General features: G+C 72.3%; 22 protein-coding genes. 15 read left to right on the forward strand and 7 right to left on the reverse strand.

Annotated features, from left to right (window positions below):
* The first annotated feature begins 72 nt into the window (after positions 1 to 72).
* The 4 genes from JQN84_RS00405 (at position 73) to JQN84_RS00420 (ending at position 3,435) form a co-directional block, all read left to right on the forward strand.
* Positions 73 to 816 carry a M50 family metallopeptidase gene (locus JQN84_RS00405; protein WP_204956427.1) on the forward strand — a complete coding sequence of 248 codons (744 nt, stop codon included), beginning with the start codon at positions 73 to 75 and terminating at the stop codon, positions 814 to 816.
* A gap of 157 nt (positions 817 to 973) precedes the next feature.
* Positions 974 to 1,966 (forward strand): ketopantoate reductase family protein, encoded by a 993-nt coding sequence (locus tag JQN84_RS00410; RefSeq protein WP_307820927.1) that lies wholly within the window; start codon positions 974 to 976, stop codon positions 1,964 to 1,966.
* 72 nt (positions 1,967 to 2,038) lie between these two features.
* Positions 2,039 to 2,536 (forward strand): SigE family RNA polymerase sigma factor, encoded by a 498-nt coding sequence (locus JQN84_RS00415; protein ID WP_145917901.1) that lies wholly within the window; start codon positions 2,039 to 2,041, stop codon positions 2,534 to 2,536.
* Entirely contained in the window at positions 2,533 to 3,435 is a 903-nt protein-coding gene (locus tag JQN84_RS00420) for a hypothetical protein (protein ID WP_204956429.1), read from the forward strand. Before JQN84_RS00415 ends, JQN84_RS00420 begins: the two co-directional genes overlap by 4 nt.
* A 25-nt stretch (positions 3,436 to 3,460) precedes the next feature.
* Here JQN84_RS00420 and JQN84_RS00425 read toward each other — a convergent pair whose 3' ends face one another.
* Positions 3,461 to 5,041 carry an acyl-CoA carboxylase subunit beta gene (locus JQN84_RS00425; protein WP_204956430.1) on the reverse strand — a complete coding sequence of 527 codons (1,581 nt, stop codon included), beginning with the start codon at positions 5,039 to 5,041 and terminating at the stop codon, positions 3,461 to 3,463.
* Between the two features lie 110 nt (positions 5,042 to 5,151).
* Here JQN84_RS00425 and JQN84_RS00430 point away from each other — a divergent pair, with 110 nt between their 5' ends.
* Both JQN84_RS00430 and JQN84_RS00435 read left to right on the forward strand, forming a co-directional pair.
* On the forward strand, positions 5,152 to 6,027 hold the full coding sequence (locus tag JQN84_RS00430) for a biotin--[acetyl-CoA-carboxylase] ligase (RefSeq protein WP_204956431.1): 876 nt from the start codon (positions 5,152 to 5,154) through the stop codon (positions 6,025 to 6,027).
* Between the two features lie 116 nt (positions 6,028 to 6,143).
* Complete coding sequence (locus JQN84_RS00435) at positions 6,144 to 6,716, forward strand: PH domain-containing protein (protein ID WP_204956432.1); 573 nt, start codon at positions 6,144 to 6,146, stop codon at positions 6,714 to 6,716.
* Positions 6,717 to 6,754: 38 nt separating this feature from the next.
* Here JQN84_RS00435 and JQN84_RS00440 read toward each other — a convergent pair whose 3' ends face one another.
* Positions 6,755 to 7,480 carry a GtrA family protein gene (locus tag JQN84_RS00440; protein WP_204956433.1) on the reverse strand — a complete coding sequence of 242 codons (726 nt, stop codon included), beginning with the start codon at positions 7,478 to 7,480 and terminating at the stop codon, positions 6,755 to 6,757.
* 62 nt (positions 7,481 to 7,542) lie between these two features.
* Complete coding sequence (locus JQN84_RS00445) at positions 7,543 to 8,298, reverse strand: GtrA family protein (protein ID WP_204956434.1); 756 nt, start codon at positions 8,296 to 8,298, stop codon at positions 7,543 to 7,545.
* A gap of 139 nt (positions 8,299 to 8,437) precedes the next feature.
* Between JQN84_RS00445 and JQN84_RS00450 the strand changes: the two genes are divergently transcribed.
* The 3 genes from JQN84_RS00450 (at position 8,438) to JQN84_RS00460 (ending at position 12,128) form a co-directional block, all read left to right on the forward strand.
* On the forward strand, positions 8,438 to 10,279 hold the full coding sequence (locus JQN84_RS00450; RefSeq protein WP_204956435.1) for a phosphoenolpyruvate carboxykinase (GTP): 1,842 nt from the start codon (positions 8,438 to 8,440) through the stop codon (positions 10,277 to 10,279).
* An 87-nt stretch (positions 10,280 to 10,366) separates the two neighbouring features.
* On the forward strand, positions 10,367 to 11,245 hold the full coding sequence (locus tag JQN84_RS00455; RefSeq protein WP_204956436.1) for a hypothetical protein: 879 nt from the start codon (positions 10,367 to 10,369) through the stop codon (positions 11,243 to 11,245).
* 112 nt (positions 11,246 to 11,357) lie between these two features.
* On the forward strand, positions 11,358 to 12,128 hold the full coding sequence (locus JQN84_RS00460) for an isoprenyl transferase (protein ID WP_204956437.1): 771 nt from the start codon (positions 11,358 to 11,360) through the stop codon (positions 12,126 to 12,128).
* Between the two features lie 59 nt (positions 12,129 to 12,187).
* On the opposite strand, the gene otsB is transcribed toward JQN84_RS00460, so the two are convergent.
* The 3 genes from otsB to JQN84_RS00475 all read right to left on the reverse strand — a co-directional run bounded on the left by otsB (position 12,188) and on the right by JQN84_RS00475 (position 14,059).
* Complete coding sequence (gene otsB, locus JQN84_RS00465) at positions 12,188 to 13,012, reverse strand: trehalose-phosphatase (protein ID WP_204956438.1); 825 nt, start codon at positions 13,010 to 13,012, stop codon at positions 12,188 to 12,190.
* Between the two features lie 90 nt (positions 13,013 to 13,102).
* On the reverse strand, positions 13,103 to 13,456 hold the full coding sequence (locus tag JQN84_RS00470) for a hypothetical protein (RefSeq protein ID WP_204956439.1): 354 nt from the start codon (positions 13,454 to 13,456) through the stop codon (positions 13,103 to 13,105).
* A gap of 162 nt (positions 13,457 to 13,618) precedes the next feature.
* Positions 13,619 to 14,059, reverse strand: coding sequence for an XRE family transcriptional regulator (locus JQN84_RS00475; RefSeq protein WP_204956440.1), 441 nt, complete (start codon positions 14,057 to 14,059; stop codon positions 13,619 to 13,621).
* A gap of 265 nt (positions 14,060 to 14,324) precedes the next feature.
* On the opposite strand from JQN84_RS00475, the gene JQN84_RS00480 reads away from it, so the two are divergent.
* The 6 genes from JQN84_RS00480 (at position 14,325) to JQN84_RS00505 (ending at position 19,662) form a co-directional block, all read left to right on the forward strand.
* Entirely contained in the window at positions 14,325 to 14,669 is a 345-nt protein-coding gene (locus JQN84_RS00480; protein ID WP_204956441.1) for a hypothetical protein, read from the forward strand.
* A 31-nt stretch (positions 14,670 to 14,700) separates the two neighbouring features.
* Entirely contained in the window at positions 14,701 to 15,042 is a 342-nt protein-coding gene (locus tag JQN84_RS00485; protein WP_204956442.1) for a hypothetical protein, read from the forward strand.
* A gap of 340 nt (positions 15,043 to 15,382) precedes the next feature.
* Positions 15,383 to 16,798 carry an RNA 5'-3' helicase PhoH2 gene (gene phoH2, locus JQN84_RS00490; RefSeq protein WP_204956443.1) on the forward strand — a complete coding sequence of 472 codons (1,416 nt, stop codon included), beginning with the start codon at positions 15,383 to 15,385 and terminating at the stop codon, positions 16,796 to 16,798.
* 288 nt (positions 16,799 to 17,086) lie between these two features.
* A complete protein-coding gene (locus tag JQN84_RS00495) occupies positions 17,087 to 17,782 on the forward strand; it encodes an aggregation-promoting factor C-terminal-like domain-containing protein (protein WP_204956444.1) in 696 nt (231 codons plus the stop codon).
* 115 nt (positions 17,783 to 17,897) lie between these two features.
* The gene (locus JQN84_RS00500; RefSeq protein WP_204956445.1) at positions 17,898 to 18,551 is read left to right on the forward strand and encodes a rhomboid family intramembrane serine protease; all 654 of its coding nucleotides are present in this window, start codon (positions 17,898 to 17,900) and stop codon (positions 18,549 to 18,551) included.
* Positions 18,552 to 18,693: 142 nt separating this feature from the next.
* On the forward strand, positions 18,694 to 19,662 hold the full coding sequence (locus JQN84_RS00505) for an NAD(P)/FAD-dependent oxidoreductase (RefSeq protein WP_088643981.1): 969 nt from the start codon (positions 18,694 to 18,696) through the stop codon (positions 19,660 to 19,662).
* A gap of 149 nt (positions 19,663 to 19,811) precedes the next feature.
* On the opposite strand, the gene JQN84_RS00510 is transcribed toward JQN84_RS00505, so the two are convergent.
* Complete coding sequence (locus tag JQN84_RS00510; RefSeq protein ID WP_204956446.1) at positions 19,812 to 20,498, reverse strand: TetR/AcrR family transcriptional regulator; 687 nt, start codon at positions 20,496 to 20,498, stop codon at positions 19,812 to 19,814.
* Positions 20,499 to 20,612 lie beyond the last annotated feature (114 nt).

A 20,612-nucleotide genomic window follows, 5' to 3' on the forward strand; every position in this document is an offset into this window, starting at 1 on the left:
GCCGGTCAGTTTCACACGATACGAGGCGACGACCGTCGAGCGACACGATCCGGCCGGGTAGGCTCCCCGGCCATGGTGTCGATCGACGGGCTGGGCGATCTCTGGGACCGGCTGTTCAGCGCCCAACCCGACCCGCCGCCCCTGCTGGTGGTGCTCACCGCCATGGCCGCTCTGGTGGTCGTCGCGGTCCGGTCGTCCTGGCGGGTCGCCCGCAACGCGGTGACCATCGCCCACGAGGGCGGTCACGCCCTGGCGGCGCTGCTCACCGGACGGCGGCTGCACGGCATCCGGCTGCACTCGGACACCTCCGGCCTCACCCTCAGCGCCGGCCGCCCCACCGGCCCCGGCATGATCCTCACCCTGCTCGCCGGATACGTCGCGCCCTCGCTGGTCGGCCTGGGCGGTGCCTGGCTGCTCGGCGGCAACCGGATCACCCTGCTGCTCTGGGTCGCGGTCGCGCTGCTGCTCGCCATGCTGCTGCTCGTCCGCAACGTCTTCGGGGTGCTCTCCCTGCTGGTCACCGGTGGGGTGGTGCTCGTCGTCTCCTGGTACGCCACCGCGCAGGTGCAGGCCGTGTTCGCCTGGACCTCGGTCTGGTTCCTGCTGTTCGGCGGCGTCCGGCCGGTCTTCGAGCTGCAACGGCTGCGCAGCCGGGGCCGGATGCCCGAGTCCGACGCCGACCAGTTGGCCCACCTGACGCCCTTCCCGGCGCTGCTCTGGGTGGTCGTCTTCGGGCTGGTCAACCTGTTCGCCCTCGCCGTCGGCGCGGTCCTGCTCGCTGGCCCGCTGCTCGCCGAGGCCGGCATCCCGCTCTGAACGGGGCATCCCGCTCTGACTCAGCGACGGGATGTCCCGCTCTGACCGGCGGGCGGGCATCCCGCCCCGAGCGGGGGCGGGCCGGCCGGGCCCGGGTGACCGGTGGCACCCCGACGTCGGGTCGCCTACCTGGGCGGATGCGGGCAGAATCGGTCGGGTGCGATACCTGATCATCGGAGCGGGCGCGGTCGGCGGCACCATCGGCGTACTGCTGGGGGAGGCCGGCCGGGACGTGACGCTGGTGGCGCGCGGACCGCACCTGGCGGCGATCCGGCGTGACGGGCTCACCCTGCGTACCCCCGACCGGGCGGTGACCTGGCGGGGGCCGGCCACCGACGGGCCGGGGCCCGAGCCGCTGCCCGCCGACACCGTGCTGGTGCTGACGGTCAAGTCGCAGCACACCTGGGCGGCCCTGGACACCTGGGCGGACGCCCCGGTCGCCGGCGGCGGTACGGCGGGACAGCGGCTGCCCCTGTTCACCGCGCAGAACGGAGTGGCCAACGAGCCCACCGCGCTACGACTGTTCGCGCACGTCCATCCGGTCTGCGTGTGGCTGCCGGCCACCCACCTCGACCCGGGCGTGGTGATCGCCAGCGGCCACCCGTACCCGGGGATGTTGCACGTGGGTCGTTACCCGGGCGGTGCCGACGAGATCGACGCGGCGGTGGCGGCGGACCTGACCGCCGCCGGTTTCCTCGCCCCCGTCCGCGACGACGTGATGCGGTGGAAGTACGGCAAGCTGCTCAACAACCTCGGCAACGGGGTGCAGGCCCTGTTCGGCGCCGGCCTGCCGGACTGGCTGCTCGACCGGGTCCGGGCCGAGGGGGCCGCCGTGCTCGCCGCCGCGGGCATCGCCCACCCCACCGACGAGGAGGAACGCACCGAACGCGGGGACCGGGTCGGCACCCGGCCGGTCGACGGGCAACCGCGCAGCGGCAGCTCCACCTGGCAGAGCCTGACCCGGGCGGCCGGCACCACCGAGGTCGACCACCTCAACGGCGAGATCGTGCTGCTCGGCCGACGGCTCGGGGTGCCCACGCCGGCCAACGCCGCCGTGCAGACGGCGGTCCGGCGGCTGGCCCGGGACCGCCTTCCCGCCGGCACCTTCCCGCTTGCCGAGCTGACCGACCTGCTCGACCGGGCAGAATGACCGGCTGAGCACGCAACCCACCGGGGCGCGGCACGCGTGTCACCTCTGACCGCCACGGGGGAGGTAACCAGGGTGCCGGACGTCGACGGCTTCGACGAGTTCTACCGGGGTAGCCGGCAACGGCTGCTCGGGTTCGTCTACGCGCTCACCGGCAACCTGGCCGAGGCGCAGGACGCCGTGCAGGAGGCGTACATCCGGGCCTGGCAACGCTGGTCGACGGTGAGTGGCTACGACGACCCGGAAGCCTGGGTACGCGTGGTGGCCTCCCGGATCGCGGTGAGCAGGTGGCGCAGCCTGCGCAGCCGGGCCCGCGCCTACCTGCGGCACGGGGTGACGACCGAGAGCGTGCCCGGCCCCGGCACCGAAACCCTGGAGGTGGTCGCCGCCCTGCGGCAACTGCCCGAGGAGCAGCGCACCGCGCTCGCCCTCTACTACCTGCTCGGCATGCCCGTGGCCGAGGTGGCCCGGGAGACCGCCGCCCCGGTGGGCACGGTCAAGGCCCGGCTCTCCCGGGGGCGTGCCGCGCTCGCCGGGCTGCTCGCCGGTGGCGACCTGGAGGAGGTCCGATGAGTGAGGAGCTGACCTTCGTCGACCGGCTGCACCGGGACCTGCGCGAGGTCCGCTGGCCCGAGCCGGCGGAGCTGCGGGCCCGCGCCCGCCGCCGCAGCCGTCGTACGGCGGTGCTGTCGACGGTGACGATGCTCGTCGTGCTGGCCGGTGCCGCCGTGGCGGTACGGGAACGGCCCACCGGGCCGGCGACGCCCACCGCCCCGGTCGCGGCCCCCGGGTCGGCCCCGGTTCGGACGGAGATCCCCCTCGACGCCCTGCTGTCCCCCGCCGACCTGCCCACGAAGACCGGCGAGCGGCTCGGCGACACCGGCCTGGGGGAGGCCGTCCGGATCGATCCGCTGCTCGAATCGTGTGGGCGGGAACGCGACGTCGACGCCCAACTGTCGGTGTCCCGCGCCTCCCGGTCGCAGACCCTGCTCCGCCCGACGACCCGGGCCGGCCAGCCGGCCACGCCCGTGCTCAGCCAGGACGTCTACCGCATCGAGCTGGCCCGGGGGCGGTGGCTGTTCGGCGAGATCGACCGGCTGCTCAACGCCTGCGCCGAGTGGACCCTCGACGCGTCCACGCTCGCCGCCGACCAGCAGCCGGTGGCCACCGAGCAGGAACACCGTTGGGAGCCGTCGGCGCGGGACTTCGCCGGTGACCAGTCGGTGCTGCTGCGGCACGTCGCGTCGCAGCCCCGGGCGCGGACCGGCGGGAAACCGGTCGGCGCGGCGGCGAGCGTCGACACCACCCTGGTGGTCCGGGTCGGTGACCTGGTCACCGTGGTGGTGCCCGCCCCGGACACGGTCGCCGACCGGGTCGACGGCGCCGGGCCGGGGATGGGCCAGGCCGACCTGATGGCATTGGCCGACCGGGCCGCGAAACGCCTCTGCCCGGCCGCTGACACCCCCTGCTGATGCGCCGGGACGTGCCGACCTGCGGCTACAGCGGGATGTTGCCGTGCTTCTTCGGCGGCAACGTCTCCCGCTTGGTCCGCAGCACCCGCAGCGCCCGGACGATCTGGGTGCGGGTCTCGTGCGGCGGGATCACCGCGTCGACGTACCCGCGTTCGGCGGCGACGTACGGGTTGGCCAGGGTGTCCTCGTACTCGGCGATCCGCTCGGCGCGAACGGCGGCCGGGTCCTCGGCGGCGGCCAGTTCCTGCCGGTAGAGGATGTTTACCGCGCCCTGCGCGCCCATCACCGCGATCTGCGCCGTCGGCCAGGCGAAGTTCAGGTCCGCCCCGAGGTGCTTGGAGCCCATCACGTCGTACGCCCCGCCGTACGCCTTGCGGGTGATCACGGTGACCTTCGGGACGGTGGCCTCGGCGTACGCGTAGAGCAGCTTCGCGCCCCGGCGGATGATGCCGTCCCACTCCTGACCGGTGCCGGGCAGGAACCCGGGAACGTCCACGAAGGTCAGCACCGGGATGTTGAACGCGTCGCAGGTGCGCACGAACCGGGCGGCCTTCTCGGAGGCGGCGATGTCCAGGGTGCCGGCGAAGTGCATCGGCTGGTTGGCGACCACTCCCACCGGGCGGCCCTCCACCCGGCCGTAGCCGACCACGATGTTCTGCGCGTAGAGCGGCTGGACCTCCAGGAACTCGCCGTCGTCGAGGACGTGCTCGATGACCCGGTGGATGTCGTACGGCTGGTTGGCCGAGTCGGGGATCAGCGTGTCGAGTTCCCGGTCGGCGTCGGTGACGTCGAGGTCGGCGGGCGCGTCGAGGACCACCGGCTCGTCGAGGTTGTTCGACGGCAGGTAGGACAGCAGCGCCTTGACGTAGTCGACCGCGTCGTCCTCGTCGGTGGCCAGGTAGTGGGCGTTGCCGCTGCGGGTGTTGTGGGTACGCGCGCCGCCCAGCTCCTCCATCGCGACGTCCTCGCCGGTGACCGTCTTGATGACGTCCGGGCCGGTGATGAACATGTGCGAGGTCTGGTCGACCATCACGGTGAAGTCGGTGACCGCCGGGGAGTAGACCGCGCCGCCCGCGCACGGGCCCATGATCAGGGAGATCTGCGGGATGACCCCGCTGGCCCGGACGTTGCGGAAGAAGATCTCGCCGTAGAGGCCGAGCGAGACGACACCCTCCTGGATGCGTGCCCCGCCGGAGTCGTTGATCCCGACCACCGGGCAGCCGATCTTCATGGCCAGCTCCATCACCTTGACGATCTTTCCGCCGAAGACCTCGCCGAGGGAGCCGCCGAAGACCGTGAAGTCCTGCGCGAAGACACAGACCTGCCGGCCGTCGACGGTGCCGTAGCCGGTGACCACCCCGTCGCCGTACGGGCGGGTGCGGTCCAGCCCGAAGTTGGTGGACCGGTGCCTGGCGAACTCGTCCAACTCGACGAAGGAGCCCTCGTCCAGGAGCATGTCGATCCGCTCCCGGGCGGTCTTCTTGCCCCGCGCGTGCTGCTTCTCGACGCCGCGTGCGCCCGCGTGCAGCGCCTCGTCGACCCGGCGCTCCAGGTCCGCCAGCTTGCCCGCGGTGCTGTGGATGTTGGTCCCGGTCTCGGTAGTCACCCTGGGAATATAACGATGGTTCAGGCCGACGCCGCTGTGCAGTACGCCTCAGTAGCTTCCGCCCGAGGCTGGTCGGGCGCACGTGTCGACCGGGCCCGTAGGCTGGCGGGATGCCGGGTTCGCCGTACACCGATCTGGACCGCCCGCCGCTGTCGGCGGCGCGGCTGTCCCGGGCGTTGACCGCGCCGTCGGGCCCCTGGCGTCGGCTGGACCTGCGGCCGGAGACCGGCTCGACCAACGCGGACGCGGCCGACGCCGCGCGGGCCGGCGAGCCGGAGGGCCTGGTCGTGGTCGCCGAGCGGCAGACCGCCGGCCGGGGCCGCCGCGGCCGGGCCTGGCAGTCGCCGCCCCGGGCGGGGCTCGCGACGAGCGTGCTGCTGCGGCCCGGCGAGGCCGTCACCGCCCGTGACTGGCCGCCGGCCGCCCCCACCGGGTACGGCTGGCTGCCGCTGCTCGCCGGGGTCGCGCTGGTCGAGGCGGTCTCCCGGCTGGCCGAACTGGACGCCGGCCTGAAGTGGCCCAACGACCTGCTGATCGGGGACGCCAAGTGCGCCGGCATCCTGGCCGAGGCGGTGCCGGCCGCCGGTGCGGCGGAGCCTCCCGCGATCGTGCTCGGCATCGGGCTGAACGTGACGCTGCGCGCCGACGAGTTGCCGGAGAACCCGACCGGGCTGCCGGCGACCTCGCTGCAACTGGCCGGGGCCACCGCCACCGACCGGGACCCGCTGCTGCGGGCGCTGCTGCGCGCCCTTGCCGACTGGTATGACAGGTGGCGGCTGGCCGGCGGGGACGCCGACGCGTGCGGCCTGCGGGCGGCGTACCTGGCCTCCTGCGTCACGGTGGGCCGCCAGGTGCGGGTGCTGCTGCCCGACGGCACCGACCTGACCGGGCTCGCCACCGGGGTGGACGCCGACGGGCAGCTGCTCGTCGAGACCGCCGCCGGGCAGCGTCGGCTGGCCGCCGGGGACGTGCTGCACCTGCGGTGACCGGCGGGCCCGCGGTCGGTTCGTGCGCGGGGTGCACGGCCGACCGCCCGGCTGATCCGGTGGGTCGCCCCGACCGGTTACGGTCAGCGCGTCCGATTGTCGCCGAGGAGGTACCCGTGGCGTTCCCCGAAGACGTGCTCACCGAGGACGAGCACGTCGTTCTGCACCTGCACCCGCACTGGAAGGCGCTGCTGCGGCCGGTCCTGGTGCTGGTCGTCGGTGTCGCGGCGGTGGTGGCGGGCTGGCTCCTGCTGCCCGACGGCGACGGTGGCGCGCTCGTGCTCGCCGTGCTCGCCGGTCTGTTCCTGATCGCGGTGCTCTGGCTGGGGTTGTGGCCGTTCCTGGTCTGGCGCAGCACGCACTACCTGTTCACCAACGAGCGGGTGCTGCTCCAGGAGGGCGTCTTCTCCCGGCACCGGCGGGACCTGCCGCTGGCCCGGATCAACGACCACTCGATGACCCAGCGGTTCACCGAACGGCTGCTGGGCTGCGGCACGCTCACCATCGAGTCGGCAGGCGAGCGGGGGCAGTCGGTGCTCGTCGACGTGCCCCGGGTCGACCGGGTGCAGACCACCCTCTACGAGCTGGTGGAGGCGCAGCACGACAAGCACACGCTGGGCGACGGGGAGATGCGCGACATTCTCGCCGACATGCGGGAGGGCAAGCCGTTGCGGGACACCAGCGGCTGATCCTGGCGGCCCGCCGGCCCCGGGTGTACCGGGGCCGATCAGGGTCGCGGCGTGCGGCGGGTGGTGCCGGCGTGCAGCTCGGCGGCCAGCTCCGCCTCCAGGTCGCCGCCGGCGACGGCCGGGCCGAGGGTGCCGCCCCGGCCCTGCTTCAACACCGGTTCGACGGTCGGGGCCGGCGTTCCGGCCGCCGGGGCGGTGCGGTCCTCGGCCTGGCTCTGGGCCTCTTCCAGCTCGCTCACCGATTCGGCCAGCTCGGCGACCGGGTCCAGCTCGGCCATGGTGTCCCACTCGTCGCGCTTGATGGAGTGCCAGGTCTCCTCGGCGTGCTGGGGGACCGGCTGGAAGACGAAGGTCCGGTAGGACCAGAACCGGAACAGGGTGGCGAGCAGCACGCCCCCGGTCTTGGCCACGTTGAGCGCGAGCAGGCTGGTGAACCCCAGGCCGTACTTGGCGGCGGCGAGGACGCCGAGTTCGATGATCAGACCGGCGCCGTTGAATAGGAAAAACAGGGCGTATTCGCGCTGGAGTGCCGCTTTCGGTCGATCCCGGTACGTCCAGTGGCGATTCATCAGATACGACGTGATCGTCGCCACTATGGTGGCGATGACCGTCGCCTTCAGTTGACCGTCGACGAAAACGGTGAGTGCCAGAGCATTGAACACCGCGTAATTGATGACGGTGTTGACGCCCCCGACGATGCCGAATTTGAGCGCCTCGCGGATGAACTTCTGCCAGCGCTCGGGCAGCAGACGGACAAGACGCATGCGCAACACCTTAGGGCTGAGGACGGTGCCGGGAACTCCGGCTGGACGGGATGGGCGACCGGTCACGACCCGGACGACGGGTCGCTGGTCGCCTCCGTGACGGCGGGAGTTCCCGCTTCGACGAAGACGAACCGTCGGTACGACCAGAACCGGAACATCGTGCCGAGCGCGGTGCCCACCACGTAGCTGGCGATATTGTCGGCCAGCGGGGTGCGGAACACGCCGGGCCAGATGCTGCCCAGCCCGTACCGGCTGCCCGCCAGGCAGGCCACCGCGATGCCCAGGCCGACCGCGTTGAAGAAGAAGAACAGTGCGTACTCGCGGGCCGGGTTGGAGCGGACCCGGTGCCGCCAGGTCCAGAACCGGTTGCCCACGAACGCGACGGTCGCCGCGATCACCGTGGAGACGACCCGCGCGGTCACCGGCTCGACGCCACGCCCCAGCGTGAGGTAGTTGAACAGCGCGAAGTCGACCAGGAAGGCCACCCCGCCCACGGTGGCGAACTTGCTCAATTCACGCAGCAGGTGGCCGAACCGGTCCAACAACGAACGGACCAGACCCGGGCGGGTCTGCGGGGCACCCGGCTGGTCCCCGGTCATCGTCGCGGCCACCTCGCGAGCGTACCGGTTGCCGGCTGATCGGACGGGGTGCCACCGGCGACCCGCCGCCGCGCCGTGGGTCGACCCGGGTCCCCCGTTGTCCCGGGGCCGTTCCCGCGCCCGCCGGCAGTTCGTCGAAGGATTTGCGTGAAAGTGCGCGTGAAAGCGGGTATCAGCTCGTGTTACCGCAGCCGGGCCGTACCTTGTGCAGTTCTTCACAACCAGTCCCACTGACTCGCGGGTCCGCCCGGTTTACGCTGAGGCCAATCCCAGGTTTCCACGAAGGCGACGCGGCAGGCGTCCGCCGAGACTCGTGCATCCCATAAATCGGTCAGCGTCGACCACAAGGAGATGAGTCATGGTTGCTCCGGCTACTGTGCGGGGGATCGATCAGGCCCCCACGACCCACCCCAAGCTGCTCGCCTGGGTCCGGGAGATCGCGGAACTGACCACCCCCGACCGGGTGGTCTGGGTGGACGGGTCCGACGAGGAGTGGCGGCGTCTCACCGACGAACTCGTCGACAACGGGACCCTCGTCCGGTTGAACCCGGAAAAGAAGCCGAACTCCTTCTACGCCCGCACCGACCCCACGGACGTCGCCCGGGTCGAGGAGCGCACCTTCATCTGTTCCGTGGACGAGGCGGACGCCGGCCCCACCAACAACTGGATGGCGCCGGCCGAGATGAAGCGGACGATGACCGAGCTGTACCGGGGTGCGATGCGCGGCCGGACGATGTACGTCATCCCGTTCTGCATGGGGCCGGTCGAGGCCGAGAACCCGATGTTCGGCGTCGAGATCACCGACAGCCCGTACGTGGTCGCCTCGATGCGGATCATGACCCGGATGGGTACCGCCGTGCTCGACGCGATGGGCGACGACGCCGACTTCGTGCACGCGCTGCACTCCATCGGCGCCCCGCTCGCCCCCGGCCAGACCGACGTGGCCTGGCCGTGCAACGAGACGAAGTACATCTCGCACTTCCCGGAGACCCGGGAGATCTGGTCCTTCGGCTCCGGGTACGGCGGCAACTCGCTGCTCGGCAAGAAGTGCTACTCGCTGCGGATCGCCAGCGTGATGGGGCGCGACGAGGGCTGGCTCGCCGAGCACATGCTGATCCTCAAGATCACCTCGCCGGAGGGGAAGGTCTACCACGTGGCGGGCGCGTTCCCGTCCGCCTGCGGCAAGACCAACCTGGCCATGCTGGAGCCGACCATTCCCGGCTGGAAGGTCGAGACCATCGGCGACGACATCGCCTGGATGCGGTTCGGCCCCGACGGCCGCCTCTACGCGGTCAACCCGGAGTACGGCCTGTTCGGCGTCGCCCCGGGCACCGACTGGAAGACCAACGCCAACGCGATGCGGACGTTGGACCGGGGCAACTCGATCTTCACCAACGTCGCCCTCACCGACGACGGCGACATCTGGTGGGAGGGCATGGGCGAGCCGCCGGCCCACCTGATCGACTGGAAGGGCAACGACTGGACGCCGGAGAGCGAGAACCTCTCCTCCCACGCGAACAGCCGGTTCTGCACCCCGATCACCCAGTGCCCGATCCTGGCCGACGACTACTTCGACCCGAACGGGGTGCCGATCGACGCGATCCTGTTCGGCGGCCGTCGCCGGGACACCATCCCGCTGGTCACCGAGGCCCGCGACTGGGTGCACGGGGTGTACCTGGGGGCGACGCTGTCCTCGGAGACCACCGCCGCCGCGTCCGGCGCGGTGGGCGTGGTGCGCCGCGACCCGATGGCGATGCTGCCGTTCATCGGCTACCACGCCGGTGACTACTTCAACCACTGGATCGAGATGGGCAAGGGCGTCGACGGCGACGCCGCCAAGCTGCCCAAGATCTACTACGTGAACTGGTTCCGTAAGGACGCCGAGGGCAACTTCCTCTGGCCCGGCTTCGGCGAGAACTCGCGGGTGCTCAAGTGGGTCGTCGAGCGGATCGAGGGCAGCGCCGACGCGGTCGAGACCCCGATCGGCATGGTCCCGACCGCCGACGCGCTGGATGTCGACGGGCTCGACATGACCCCGGAGGACGTCCGGATCGCCCTCAAGGTCGACCCGCAGGAGTGGCGCAACGAGCTGCCGCTGGTCACCGAGTGGTTCGAGAAGTTCGGTGACAAGCTGCCGGCCGTCCTGTGGTCGGAGCTGGACGCGCTGCGCGCCCGGCTCGACGAGGACCGGTCGCGGTGACCCGACGCCCAGCACCGCCCGCCGGAAGGCGGCAGGCACCGCGCTGACAGGTGTGCCGGCCGCCCGTACCGGGCAAGACCGGAAACCATGAGGACGGCCGCCGTGACCCCACCGGTCCGGCGGCCGTCCGCCGTCCGGGCGCTGACCACCCTGCTCGCGGTGACCGCCGCCGCCACCGTCGGGGTCGAGCTGCTCAACTGGTGGTACGCCCCGGAGCAGGAGTTCGGCCTCGCCGTGCGCACCGGCTGGGCGATGCTGCGGTCGCTGGGATTCCTGGTGCTGATCGGGCAGGTGAACCGGGGGCGGGCCGGGGCGAAGCCGTTCGGGCTGATCCTCGCCGTGACCACCGTGTTCGCGGTCGGCCGGCTGGTGGTGCCCCGGCAGGGCGTCCCGCCGCTGCCCGGCCTGCTCGGCTTCGCCGTGCTCACCGCGCTCTGCGTCGCCGTGGTCGTGCTGCTCTACCGCTGCGACGCGGTCGCCGGGCACCTGGTGCGCCACCGCCGGGGCCTGGTCGTCGAGGGCGGGACGATCGCCTGGCGGGAGGTCGCCCCGAAACGCCCCCAGGTCACCGCCTGGTTGCTCACCGCCCGGGTGGCCGCGTTCACGTACAGCCCGTTGATGCTGGTGCCCGCGCTGGTGGCCGGCGGCGCGGTGCTGGACGGCCGGCTCGGCGTCGTACCCGTGGTGCTGGCCTGGTTCGCCGCCGGCATCGTGGTCAGCTACCTGGTGCTGTTCTGTACGGCGTTCCTGCTGCGCGGCAGGCGGTGGGCCCGCCGCCTGCTGGTGACGGTCACCCTCGGCGTGCTCGCGGTGAACCTGCCGCTGTGTTGGTGGCTGCTCGGCCTGGACGGTCTGGTCCGCGACGGCGCACCCCTGCTGGCGGCGGCCACCCTGGCCCTCTACGCCCTGCACCGCGCTCCCGCCACCCCCGCCTCCGCCGACGCCCCCGACGCCCCGCCCCGGTGATCAAGAGATTTCGGTCAGTGGACGGCCCATCGACGACGTATTTCTCTTGATCGCGCACGGAGTGCGCCACCGAGGCACTGATGTTCGGTGTGGGTCGCTACCCTGCAAGGTGATGACTCTGCGGAAACTTCTCTACTCCGTCTACGAGCGCCGGCTGACGGCCAGGCTCGCGGGTCGACCGGTGCCCCGGCACGTCGGCGTGATGTGCGACGGCAACCGCCGGTGGGCGCGGGAGATGGGCTTCGTCGACCCGAACGACGGTCACCGGATGGGTGCCGAGCGGATCAAGGAGCTGCTGCGCTGGTGCGACGCGGCAGGCGTCGGCCACGTCACGCTCTGGCTGCTCTCCACCGACAACCTGTCCCGGCCGGCGGAGGAGCTGGACCCGCTGCTCCAGATCATCGAGGATCTCAGCACCGAGCTGGCCGAGGAGGGCAACCCCTGGCGGCTGCGGATGGTCGGCGCGCTCGACGTGCTGCCCAACCAGCACGCCCAGGCGCTCAAGGCCGCCGAGGAACGCACCCGGGAACGCACCGGCGGCGCGCAGGTCAACATCGCCGTCGGCTACGGCGGCCGGCGCGAGATCACCGACGCGGTGCGGTCGCTGCTGGTGGAGCACGCGGCCAAGGGCGGCACGATCGAGGAACTGGCCGGCACGCTGGACGTCGACCACATCTCCGAGCACCTCTACACCCGGGGCCTGCCCGACCCGGATCTGATCATCCGGACCAGCGGCGAACAGCGCATGTCCGGTTTCATGCTCTGGCAGTCGGCGCACTCGGAGTTCTACTTCTGCGAGCTGAACTGGCCCGACTTCCGCCGGGTCGACTTCCTGCGCGCCCTGCGCTCCTACGGCACCCGGCAACGCCGCTACGGCACCTGACCGGCCGACGCGACGGGCGGGGGCTGCGGGCATGTCGGCCGATGCCCCCGCGCGCACGGTCAGGTCAGGTGATGCACGGCCCGGGTGAGGAAGTCGCCGAGCGCGGCGGGGGAGTCGATGGTGAGGTCGGCGGCCTCGGCGACCTCCCGGCCGGTCTCCGGGTTGGCCACCGCCACGCAGATGCCGAGGAACCCCGGATCGGCGGCGGAGCGGGCACGCAGCGCCGCGAACGCCTTGATGTCGGAGACGTCGTCGCCGAAATACCACGCGCCGCCGGCGTCCCGGACCACCTCGCCGATGACCAGCCCCTTGTCCCGGTCGACGGGGGGCTTGAGCTCCAGCACCATCCGGCCGGCCTGCACCCGCAGCCCGAGCCGGTCGGCCTGCGCCCGCCCCCACTGCTCGACCGCCGGACCGAGCTGCTGTGCGGTACGCCAGTGCAGGGCCACGCTCAGCCGCTTGAACTCGACCAGCGCCCCGGCGGGCAGTTCGGCGCGGGCCCGGTCGGCCAGCTCGGCCATGGTGGGCACCCAGGGCAGCGCGGCGGGCTCGGTGACGGTCTCGCCGCCGGAGTGGCTGTGCTCCAGGCCGTACAGTCCGTAGAGGTCGATCCCGGTGAGGCCACCGAGGTGGTCACGGAGGAAGTCGACGGGACGGGCGGAGACGATCGCCACCCGCTGCACCACCGGGGCGAGCGCCTCCAGGGCGGCGAGCACCTTGGGTGCGGGGCGTACCGCGGTGGGGTCGTCGTCGACCGGCGCGAGGGTGCCGTCGAAGTCGAAGAAGAGGACGGTGTCTGCGGCCCGCTCGGCGGTGGTACGCCAGGCGTGCTCAGCATCCAGCGGGGTCTGCGGCTGCTGGTTACCCAGATTCAACGGCGGCACGCGCGACAGCGTACCCCGGAGGCGGTGGCTGATTCGTGGCTTCGGAGTGGCTTCTTGACACCGCCGGGGTATGTGGTCAGTGAGTGCTGCTCAGCGTTCGGCGGCCCCCCGCCCCCGCCGTCCCAGGGGCACCACGGTTGCCTCCCGGCCCTGGTTGAGCAGGTAACCCTCGACGAAACCGGTGTTCCGGTCGCCGGTGCGGGTCTCGATCTCGTTGAGCCGCGCCACCAGGAACTCGGTGAGCGCGCTGACCCGGTCGTCGAGCCGGTCGTGCAGTTCGGCGACCACCGCCAGGACGACGGCGGTGCCGGCCACGGTCAGGGCGAAGAGGTTGACCACCAGCGGGATCTGCCCGCCCCCGCCCAGGCCGGCCACCAGGTTCGCGGTCACGCACGCGGTCAGGGAGACTGCCGCGACCACGACTGCCCACCACTTCAGGGTCATGGACAGACCCCTCCTTCTGTCCCGCAGGGCTGAGTTCGGCCTTGTCCCGTCCCCCCGCCGACGACGAGCCCAAGCAGTACGAATAGGGACGCTAGCGTGCCCGTTGCCGGCCCGGAGCGAAACGATCGGGTCTGCTCAGGCGTTCTTTCGCCATCTGAGGAACTACCCGGCCTGCTCTTCGCCCTTTCGGACATCGAGCGGAAGCGTGGGGCGGTATGCGAGGTAACGAATGGTTTCCCTGATGTGGAACTTCTCCGCGTCCGACACGGCGGGGTCGACCAGCCGGCGCAGCAGCGCCTCGACGTCCGGGTCCATCGGGGGAGCGCCGGGGGCGCCCCGGGGGGTGGCGGCCCGGTCCCAGCCGAGGGCGGCGAAGGCGGCGGCCGGGTTGAGGCCCAGCCCCTCACAGAACGCCACCACCCGTTCCGCCTCCGGGTCGCTGGCCCAGTCGCCGCGGACCCACCTGTTGATCGTCTGGCGGGAGACGCCGGTGCGCCGGGAGACCTCGGTGCCGGTCCAGGCGCGCATCGCCCGGGCATCGTCGAGCGCCCGACGAACGAAGGTGGCGAATGCGATCTTCCGGGCGGGGGCGGTCTCGGTCACCCCGAAACCGTACGACCGTAGCGCTCGTCCAGGCTGCCCGGGGCAGATCTTTGTCACGCATATGAGACGGCCTCGCCGGAGCGGCCGGACCGGCCCGGGAACCGGTGCGAAGGGGTCTCACCTGGGCATAATACCGCCAAGCGAGGTAGTCAGGAACCGGACGAAAAGCTGATACTGTCACGCTCATGGGACAATCTACGGTGTGTCACGTGCTTGAGACGATCAGTGCTCACATGCGTCACGCTCCCGGTGCGAGGGGGGCCAGGTGACCGAACTCGCGACCCGCGCCCAGGCGTTCGGCCTGATCGCGGAGGGGGTCGCCGCCGGCCTGAGCGCGCCCTGGCGGCTCTACCTCGCCCGGGGTTGCCGCTACCTGTCACTGAGCGTCGGCGACCGCGACGAGTGGAACGCCTGGCGGACCCATCTCGGCTGCCCGGAGATGAGCGTGCGGGTCTACGACTCCGGTGGCGAGATCCGCCGCTCCTCGATGGCCGAGGTCGTCCTGGACGGCTGCCGGATCAGCGTCGAACTGGTCGAGGAGGTCAGCACCGAGGACCTGGAACGGCTGCTCGTCGTCGACCCGACTCCGGCCGAGCCGGAGGACCGGTGACCCCGTCGACGCGGCCCACCGGAGCCGCCCGATGAGCCCGCTGCTCGCCCTGTTCCTCGTCCTCGTCCTCGGGGCGACCAGCTACGCCGCCGGCCGGTTGCACGGTCAGCTCAGCTACCGGATCGGGTACCGCTTCGGCTACCGGCAGGGCTACTTCGACGGGGACCGGGGCGCCTGGAACCGGCGCCGGCGCGACGCCCAGGCCGTGCTCGCCTCGGCGCTCACCGCCCCGGCCGTGCCGGCCAGCGCCGCGCGGCGTCCCACAGCCGCGGTCCGCCAGGGCACCACGTACACCGGCTCCTCGTTCGCCAGCCCGCCGGGCCCGGTCGCCGGTCGGCACCCGACCGGCACCCTGGTCCGCCGGCCCGGCTGAACCGGCGGGAGCCGACAGCCGTCGGTGCGGCGTGCCGACACCGACCGCGTCGACGGGTGACGCGGTTCCACCGGCCGGGATGCGCGCAGGGGGCAGGCATCCCGGCCGGTCCGCGCCGCCCGCCGGGTGGGGCGTACCCGGTGCGGGGAGATCCTCGTCCACCCTCTAGCCGAGGCGGCCCGACGCCGCTAGCGTCTAGGCATGACCCGGGGTTTTCCCGGGTCAGCCGGCCGCCCGGATCTGCGACCTCGCGCACGGGGTTCCGCATCCGACCCCGTGTCACCGGGCACCGGAGGAGGCGGAACGCGGATGGCGGATGCCCGTCCGTCGGAGCAGGCCTGTGACGACTCGCCGTACGCCCGCCGGTGTCGACCAGATCCCGGCCGCGACTGCCACGACCCGCCGAGCCACCCGGAGCCGCCGTCCGGCGGCCGCCGCCCCGCCCGGCCCCGAGGAGCCCGGACCAACCGGCCAGGTGTTCGTTCTGGACACGTCGGTGCTCCTGTCCGACCCGGCGGCCTTCCACCGCTTCGCCGAGCACGAGGTGGTCCTGCCGCTCGTGGTGATCTCGGAGCTGGAGGGCAAACGACACCACCCGGAGCTGGGCTGGTTCGCCCGCCAGTCCCTGCGGATGCTCGACGAGCTGCGGGTCCGGCACGGTCGACTGGACCGTCCGGTGCCCGCCAACGAGTCCGGCGGCACGCTCACCGTGGAGCTGAACCACTCGGACGACGGCGTCCTGCCCCCCGGGTTCCGTAACGAGTCCAACGACGCGCGCATCCTGTCGGTGGCGCTGAACCTGGCCGCCGAGGGGCGGGAGGTGACGCTGGTCAGCAAGGACATGCCGTTGCGGGTCAAGGCCGCCTCGGTCGGGCTGCGGGCCGACGAGTACCGGCACGGCCAGGCCAGCGACCCGACCTGGACCGGGATGGCCGAGCTGGAGCTGGGTGAGGACGAGATCGGCCGGCTCTACGCCGGGGACTGCCTCGACCTGGACGCCGCCGCCGGCCTGTCCTGCCACACCGGCCTGGTGTTGCACTCCACCCGGGGGTCGGCGCTGGGGCGGGTGCTGCCCGACAAGACCGTCCGGCTGGTGCGCGGCGACCGCGAGGCGTTCGGTGTGCACGGCCGCTCGGCCGAGCAGCGGATCGCGCTGGACCTGCTGCTCGACGAGTCGATCGGGATCGTGTCGCTGGGTGGCCGGGCCGGCACCGGCAAGTCGGCGCTGGCGCTGTGCGCGGGGCTGGAGGCGGTGATGGAGCGCCGCCGGCACAAGAAGGTGGTGGTGTTCCGCCCGCTCTACGCCGTCGGCGGGCAGGAACTGGGCTACCTGCCCGGGTCCGAGTCGGAGAAGATGTCGCCCTGGGCGCAGGCGGTGTTCGACACCCTCGGGGCGGTGGTGCACGAGAACGTGCTGGAGGAGGTCACCTCGCGGGGCATCCTGGAGGTCCTGCCGCTGACCCACATCCGGGGCCGGAGCCTGCACGACGCGTTCGTCATCGTCGACGAGGCCCAGTCGCTGGAGCGGGGCGTGCTGCTCACCGTGCTGTCCCGGATCGGGCAGGGCTCGCGGGTGGTGCTCACCCACGACGTCGCCCAGCGGGACAACCTGCGGGTCGGGCGGCACGACGGGGTGACGGCGGTGATCGAGGCGTTGAAGGGTCACCCGCTCTTCGCGCACGTCACGTTGAACCGGTCCGAGCGGTCCCCGATCGCGGCGATGGTGACGGATCTGTTGGAGGACATCCCGGGCTGACCCGCGCGGGGGTGAGGTCCGCCCCTCATCGTCCGCATTCACTTTGTGGCGCAGGTCACAAATTGGCCGGTGGGTTTCCCATCAGCCTTACTGTGCGCGATGGTGTCCCACGAGCGCCCACGTCCCGGTGGGGGTGTTGGTGACCGTTCGTCCCCTTCTCAGGACGGGCAGTCACCCCCCTGCCGGTGCGTCGGTGGCGACCGGCTCAGGTCGGGGCGCTCGTGGCGCGGCCGCGCCCGTTCACGGCCGGTCCGTGCCGCGTCCTTGCCCCCGACGAAGGGACACTTCGTGAGTCGGCTGTGGAGCCGGTTCGGTGCCCGTACGGCCGCCGTCGCACTGCTCTCCGTGGGCGTTGCCGGCGGTTTCTATCTGGGCGAAGACCGGGAAACCCAGCAACAGGGCCTGACCGCACAGGTCGGCCTCCAGGTCGACCAGGCCGAGTACGACTACCAGCGTGACCGGCAGGCCGACCATCGGCGGGAGTCCGCCAAGCAGCGGGCCGCCGAGTACCAGGCGAAGCTGCGGGCCGCCGCGGCGGCCAAGGAGGCCGCCCAGCGGGCCAAGGCCGCCGAGGCCGCCGCCGCGTCGCGGAAGAAGGAACGCGAGGCCGAGGCCAAGGCCAAGGAGGAGGACGGGAAGATCAAGCCGTACGCCGGCCCGGTCCCCGCCTCGTGCAACTCCTACAGCGGGCACCGCAAGACCGGCTGCGCGATGCTCCTCCAGGCGGGCTTCAAGATCGACCAGATGCCCTGCCTGGACAAGCTCTGGAACAAGGAGAGCGGCTGGAACCCCAAGGCCAGCAACTCCTCGTCCGGCGCGTACGGCATCCCGCAGGCGGTGCCGGGCAGCAAGATGAGCTCGGTCGCCAGTGACTGGCGGACCAACCCGGTCACCCAGATCAAGTGGGGCCTCGGCTACATCGAGGGCCGGTACGACAACCCGTGCGGCGCCTGGGCCAAGAGCCAGAGCGAAGGCTGGTACTGAGCGACGACACAGACGGCGGGGCGGGTGGGCGACCACCCGCCCCGCCGTCTGCGTAGCCCCGCCCGGCACGGGACCCGGGTGGCGGTCGGCGGAGAATGCTGATAGCCATGGTGGGGTGACCCTGCACCCGACGGGCGGCGACCCCGACCGGTTCGGCACCGAGGCGTTCTACGCGTCGCTCGGCCGGGCCTTCGTCGCCATGTGCGCGGTGGTGCCGTTCCTCTTCCTCATCGAGGCCCTCGACCAGGGGCTCGGCTTCGGGCTCGACGTGGCCGCCGGGATCATCCCGCAGCGCATCCAGGGGCTCGACGGGGTGTTCTTCTCGCCGTTCCTGCACCACGGCTTCGACCACCTCTACAGCAACAGCATCCCGCTGATCCTGCTCGGCACCTTCGTGCTGGCCGCCGGCACCCGCCGGTTCCTCTGGTCCACCCTGGTCATCATCCTGGTCAGCGGGCTCGGCGTCTGGTTCACCGGCTCGCCCAACTCGGTGGTCGTCGGGGCGAGCGGGGTCATCTTCGGCTACCTGGGCCTGTTGTTCACCCGGGGCATCGTCGAGCGGAGCTGGTGGAACTTCGGGGTGGTGCTGCTGGTCGGCCTGCTCTACGGCTGGCAGCTGCTCGGCATCCTCCCCACCGACGAGCGGATCTCCTGGCAGGGGCACCTGTTCGGGCTGCTCGGCGGGGTGGTCGCGGCGATCCTGTTCCGGCGTCGCCGCCCGTACGACCCGTACCGGGAGTACCGGGTGGAGTCCACCCTGAGCCCCTGACGCGGACGACCCGCCCGACCCGCGTGGCGGGAGCGGGAATGCTTGCCCGGACCGCACGTCGGGCCTACCGTCGGCAGCAGCACGCGTCGCGCGCCACCGGCGCGGCGCACGTTGACCGCCAGCGGAAAGCGACGGTACGCCCATGCGCGAGGTCGATGTCGCCGTGATCGGAGCCGGCCCGACCGGGCTGTTCGCCGCGTACTACGCGGGTTTCCGGGGGCTGTCGGTGGCGGTGGTCGACGCGCTGCCCGAGCCGGGCGGGCAGATCACCGCCATGTACCCGGAGAAGCTGATCCTCGACGTCGCCGGCTTCCCCGCCGTCAAGGGCCGGGACCTGGTCGCCAACCTGCTCGCCCAGGCCGCGCCCTACCACCCGGAGTACCTGCTCGGCACCCGGGCCGAGAAGCTCGCCCACACCGACGGCCGGCCGGTGCTGGGCCTGGCCGGCGGCGAGCAGTTGCGCTGCGGTGCGGTGCTGGTCACCGGCGGGCTGGGCAGCTTCACCCCGCGCCCGCTGCCGGTCGCGGACAGCTTCGTCGGCGGCGGGATCGTCTACTTCGTACCGGAACCGACCGCGCTGGCCGACCGGGACGTGCTGATCGTGGGCGGCGGTGACTCGGCGTTCGACTGGGCGGCCACCCTGCAACCGTTGGCCCGCTCGGTGACCCTGGTGCACCGCCGGGAGCGGTTCCGGGCGCACGCCGCGACCGTGGCCCGGGTGTTGTCGCTGCCGGTACGGGTCGTGGTCAACGCCGAGGTGACCCGGCTGTACGGCGACGACACGGTCACCGCCGCCGAGATCACCGTCCGGGGCGGGGCGGCCGAGACGCTGCCTGTCGACACGGTGGTCGCGGCGCTCGGCTTCACCGCCGATCTGGGGCCGCTGGCCGAGTGGGGGCTGCGGCTGGACCGCCGGCACATCGTGGTGGACAGCGCGATGGCGACCAATCTGCCCCGGGTGTTCGCCGCCGGTGACATCACCGAGTACCCCGGCAAGGTGCGGCTGATCGCCACCGGCTTCGGCGAGGCCGCCACCGCCGTCAACAACGCCGCCGTCGCCATCGACCCGGCGGCCCACCTCTTCCCCGGCCACTCCTCCGACGCCGGCTGACCCACCGCACACCGCCGTGGGCCCGCACTGCGCGGGCCGGCGGGGCCGCTGCGCCTCCCGTGCCGACCTGGCCGTGGTGCCCGCCCGGTCCGCCGTGCGCAGCCTGGCCGTGGGGCCGGCCGGGCGGGGGTGGTGCCCGGCGGGCCGGGTCAGGGGAGGCCGACGAGGTCGGCCATCAGGGCGGTCTGGTGGTCGAAGTAGGCGTCCCGGTGCGGGACGACCGGGTCGAGGCGGCCGAAGAGGTCGAAGCTGATCAGCCCGAAGAGCTGGGTCCAGCCGGCCATGCCCCGGGCGAGCAGGGCCTCGGGCAGGCCGGGGAAGAGCCCGGCGGCGATCTCGGCCAGGTCGGCCCGGACCGGCTCGGGCAGGTCGTCGTCGGGCGGAGTGATCCGGCCGGTGGCCACCCCGTCGGCGAGGATGCCGAGCAGGGTCAGCGGTGGGCGCTGCGCGGGGAGCACGGTGTCGGCGGGGGCGGCGTACCCGGGCACCGGGCTGCCGTAGAGCAGGGCGTACTCGGCGGGGTGGGCCAGCGCCCAGGTGCGGGCGGCCCGGCAGACGGCGTGCCAGCGTCCGCGCAGGTCGGCCCGGTCGACGGCGGCGTCGGCGGCCTCCACCGCGTCGCCGAGCGCCTGGTACGCCTCGATGATCAGCGCGGTGAGCAGGTCGTCGCGGCTGGGGAAGTAGCGGTAGATCGCCGACGAGACCATCCCCATGTCCCGGGCGACCGCCCGCAGCGAGAGGTCGGCGCCGTCGCTGGCGAGGTGGCGGCGGGCCACCGCCTTGATCTCGTCGATCATCTCGGCACGGACCCGGGCGCGGATCGAGGAAGCCGGCATGCCCCCACTCTGCCACGGATCAGAGCGCCAATCAAAAGAGAGAGCACTGCTCTTGACTCGATGGACCAGGTCGGCCATGCTGGATGCAGCTCACCGAGAGCAGTGCTCTCGATC

The sequence above is a fragment of the Micromonospora humidisoli genome (assembly GCF_016900955.1).
Lineage (GTDB): Bacteria > Actinomycetota > Actinomycetes > Mycobacteriales > Micromonosporaceae > Micromonospora > Micromonospora wenchangensis.

What these genes read in the sequence shown, in the direction of transcription:
- JQN84_RS00405 (WP_204956427.1), top strand. Translation starts at nt 73, where the DNA reads ATGGTGTCGATCGACGGGCTGGGCGATCTCTGGGACCGGCTGTTCAGC.
- JQN84_RS00420 (WP_204956429.1), top strand. Translation starts at nt 2,533, where the DNA reads ATGAGTGAGGAGCTGACCTTCGTCGACCGGCTGCACCGGGACCTGCGC.
- JQN84_RS00430 (WP_204956431.1), top strand. Translation starts at nt 5,152, where the DNA reads ATGCCGGGTTCGCCGTACACCGATCTGGACCGCCCGCCGCTGTCGGCG.
- JQN84_RS00440 (WP_204956433.1), bottom strand. Translation starts at nt 7,480, where the DNA reads ATGCGTCTTGTCCGTCTGCTGCCCGAGCGCTGGCAGAAGTTCATCCGC.
- JQN84_RS00450 (WP_204956435.1), top strand. Translation starts at nt 8,438, where the DNA reads ATGGTTGCTCCGGCTACTGTGCGGGGGATCGATCAGGCCCCCACGACC.
- JQN84_RS00455 (WP_204956436.1), top strand. Translation starts at nt 10,367, where the DNA reads ATGAGGACGGCCGCCGTGACCCCACCGGTCCGGCGGCCGTCCGCCGTC.
- JQN84_RS00460 (WP_204956437.1), top strand. Translation starts at nt 11,358, where the DNA reads ATGACTCTGCGGAAACTTCTCTACTCCGTCTACGAGCGCCGGCTGACG.
- JQN84_RS00470 (WP_204956439.1), bottom strand. Translation starts at nt 13,456, where the DNA reads ATGACCCTGAAGTGGTGGGCAGTCGTGGTCGCGGCAGTCTCCCTGACC.
- JQN84_RS00485 (WP_204956442.1), top strand. Translation starts at nt 14,701, where the DNA reads ATGAGCCCGCTGCTCGCCCTGTTCCTCGTCCTCGTCCTCGGGGCGACC.
- JQN84_RS00505 (WP_088643981.1), top strand. Translation starts at nt 18,694, where the DNA reads ATGCGCGAGGTCGATGTCGCCGTGATCGGAGCCGGCCCGACCGGGCTG.
- JQN84_RS00510 (WP_204956446.1), bottom strand. Translation starts at nt 20,498, where the DNA reads ATGCCGGCTTCCTCGATCCGCGCCCGGGTCCGTGCCGAGATGATCGAC.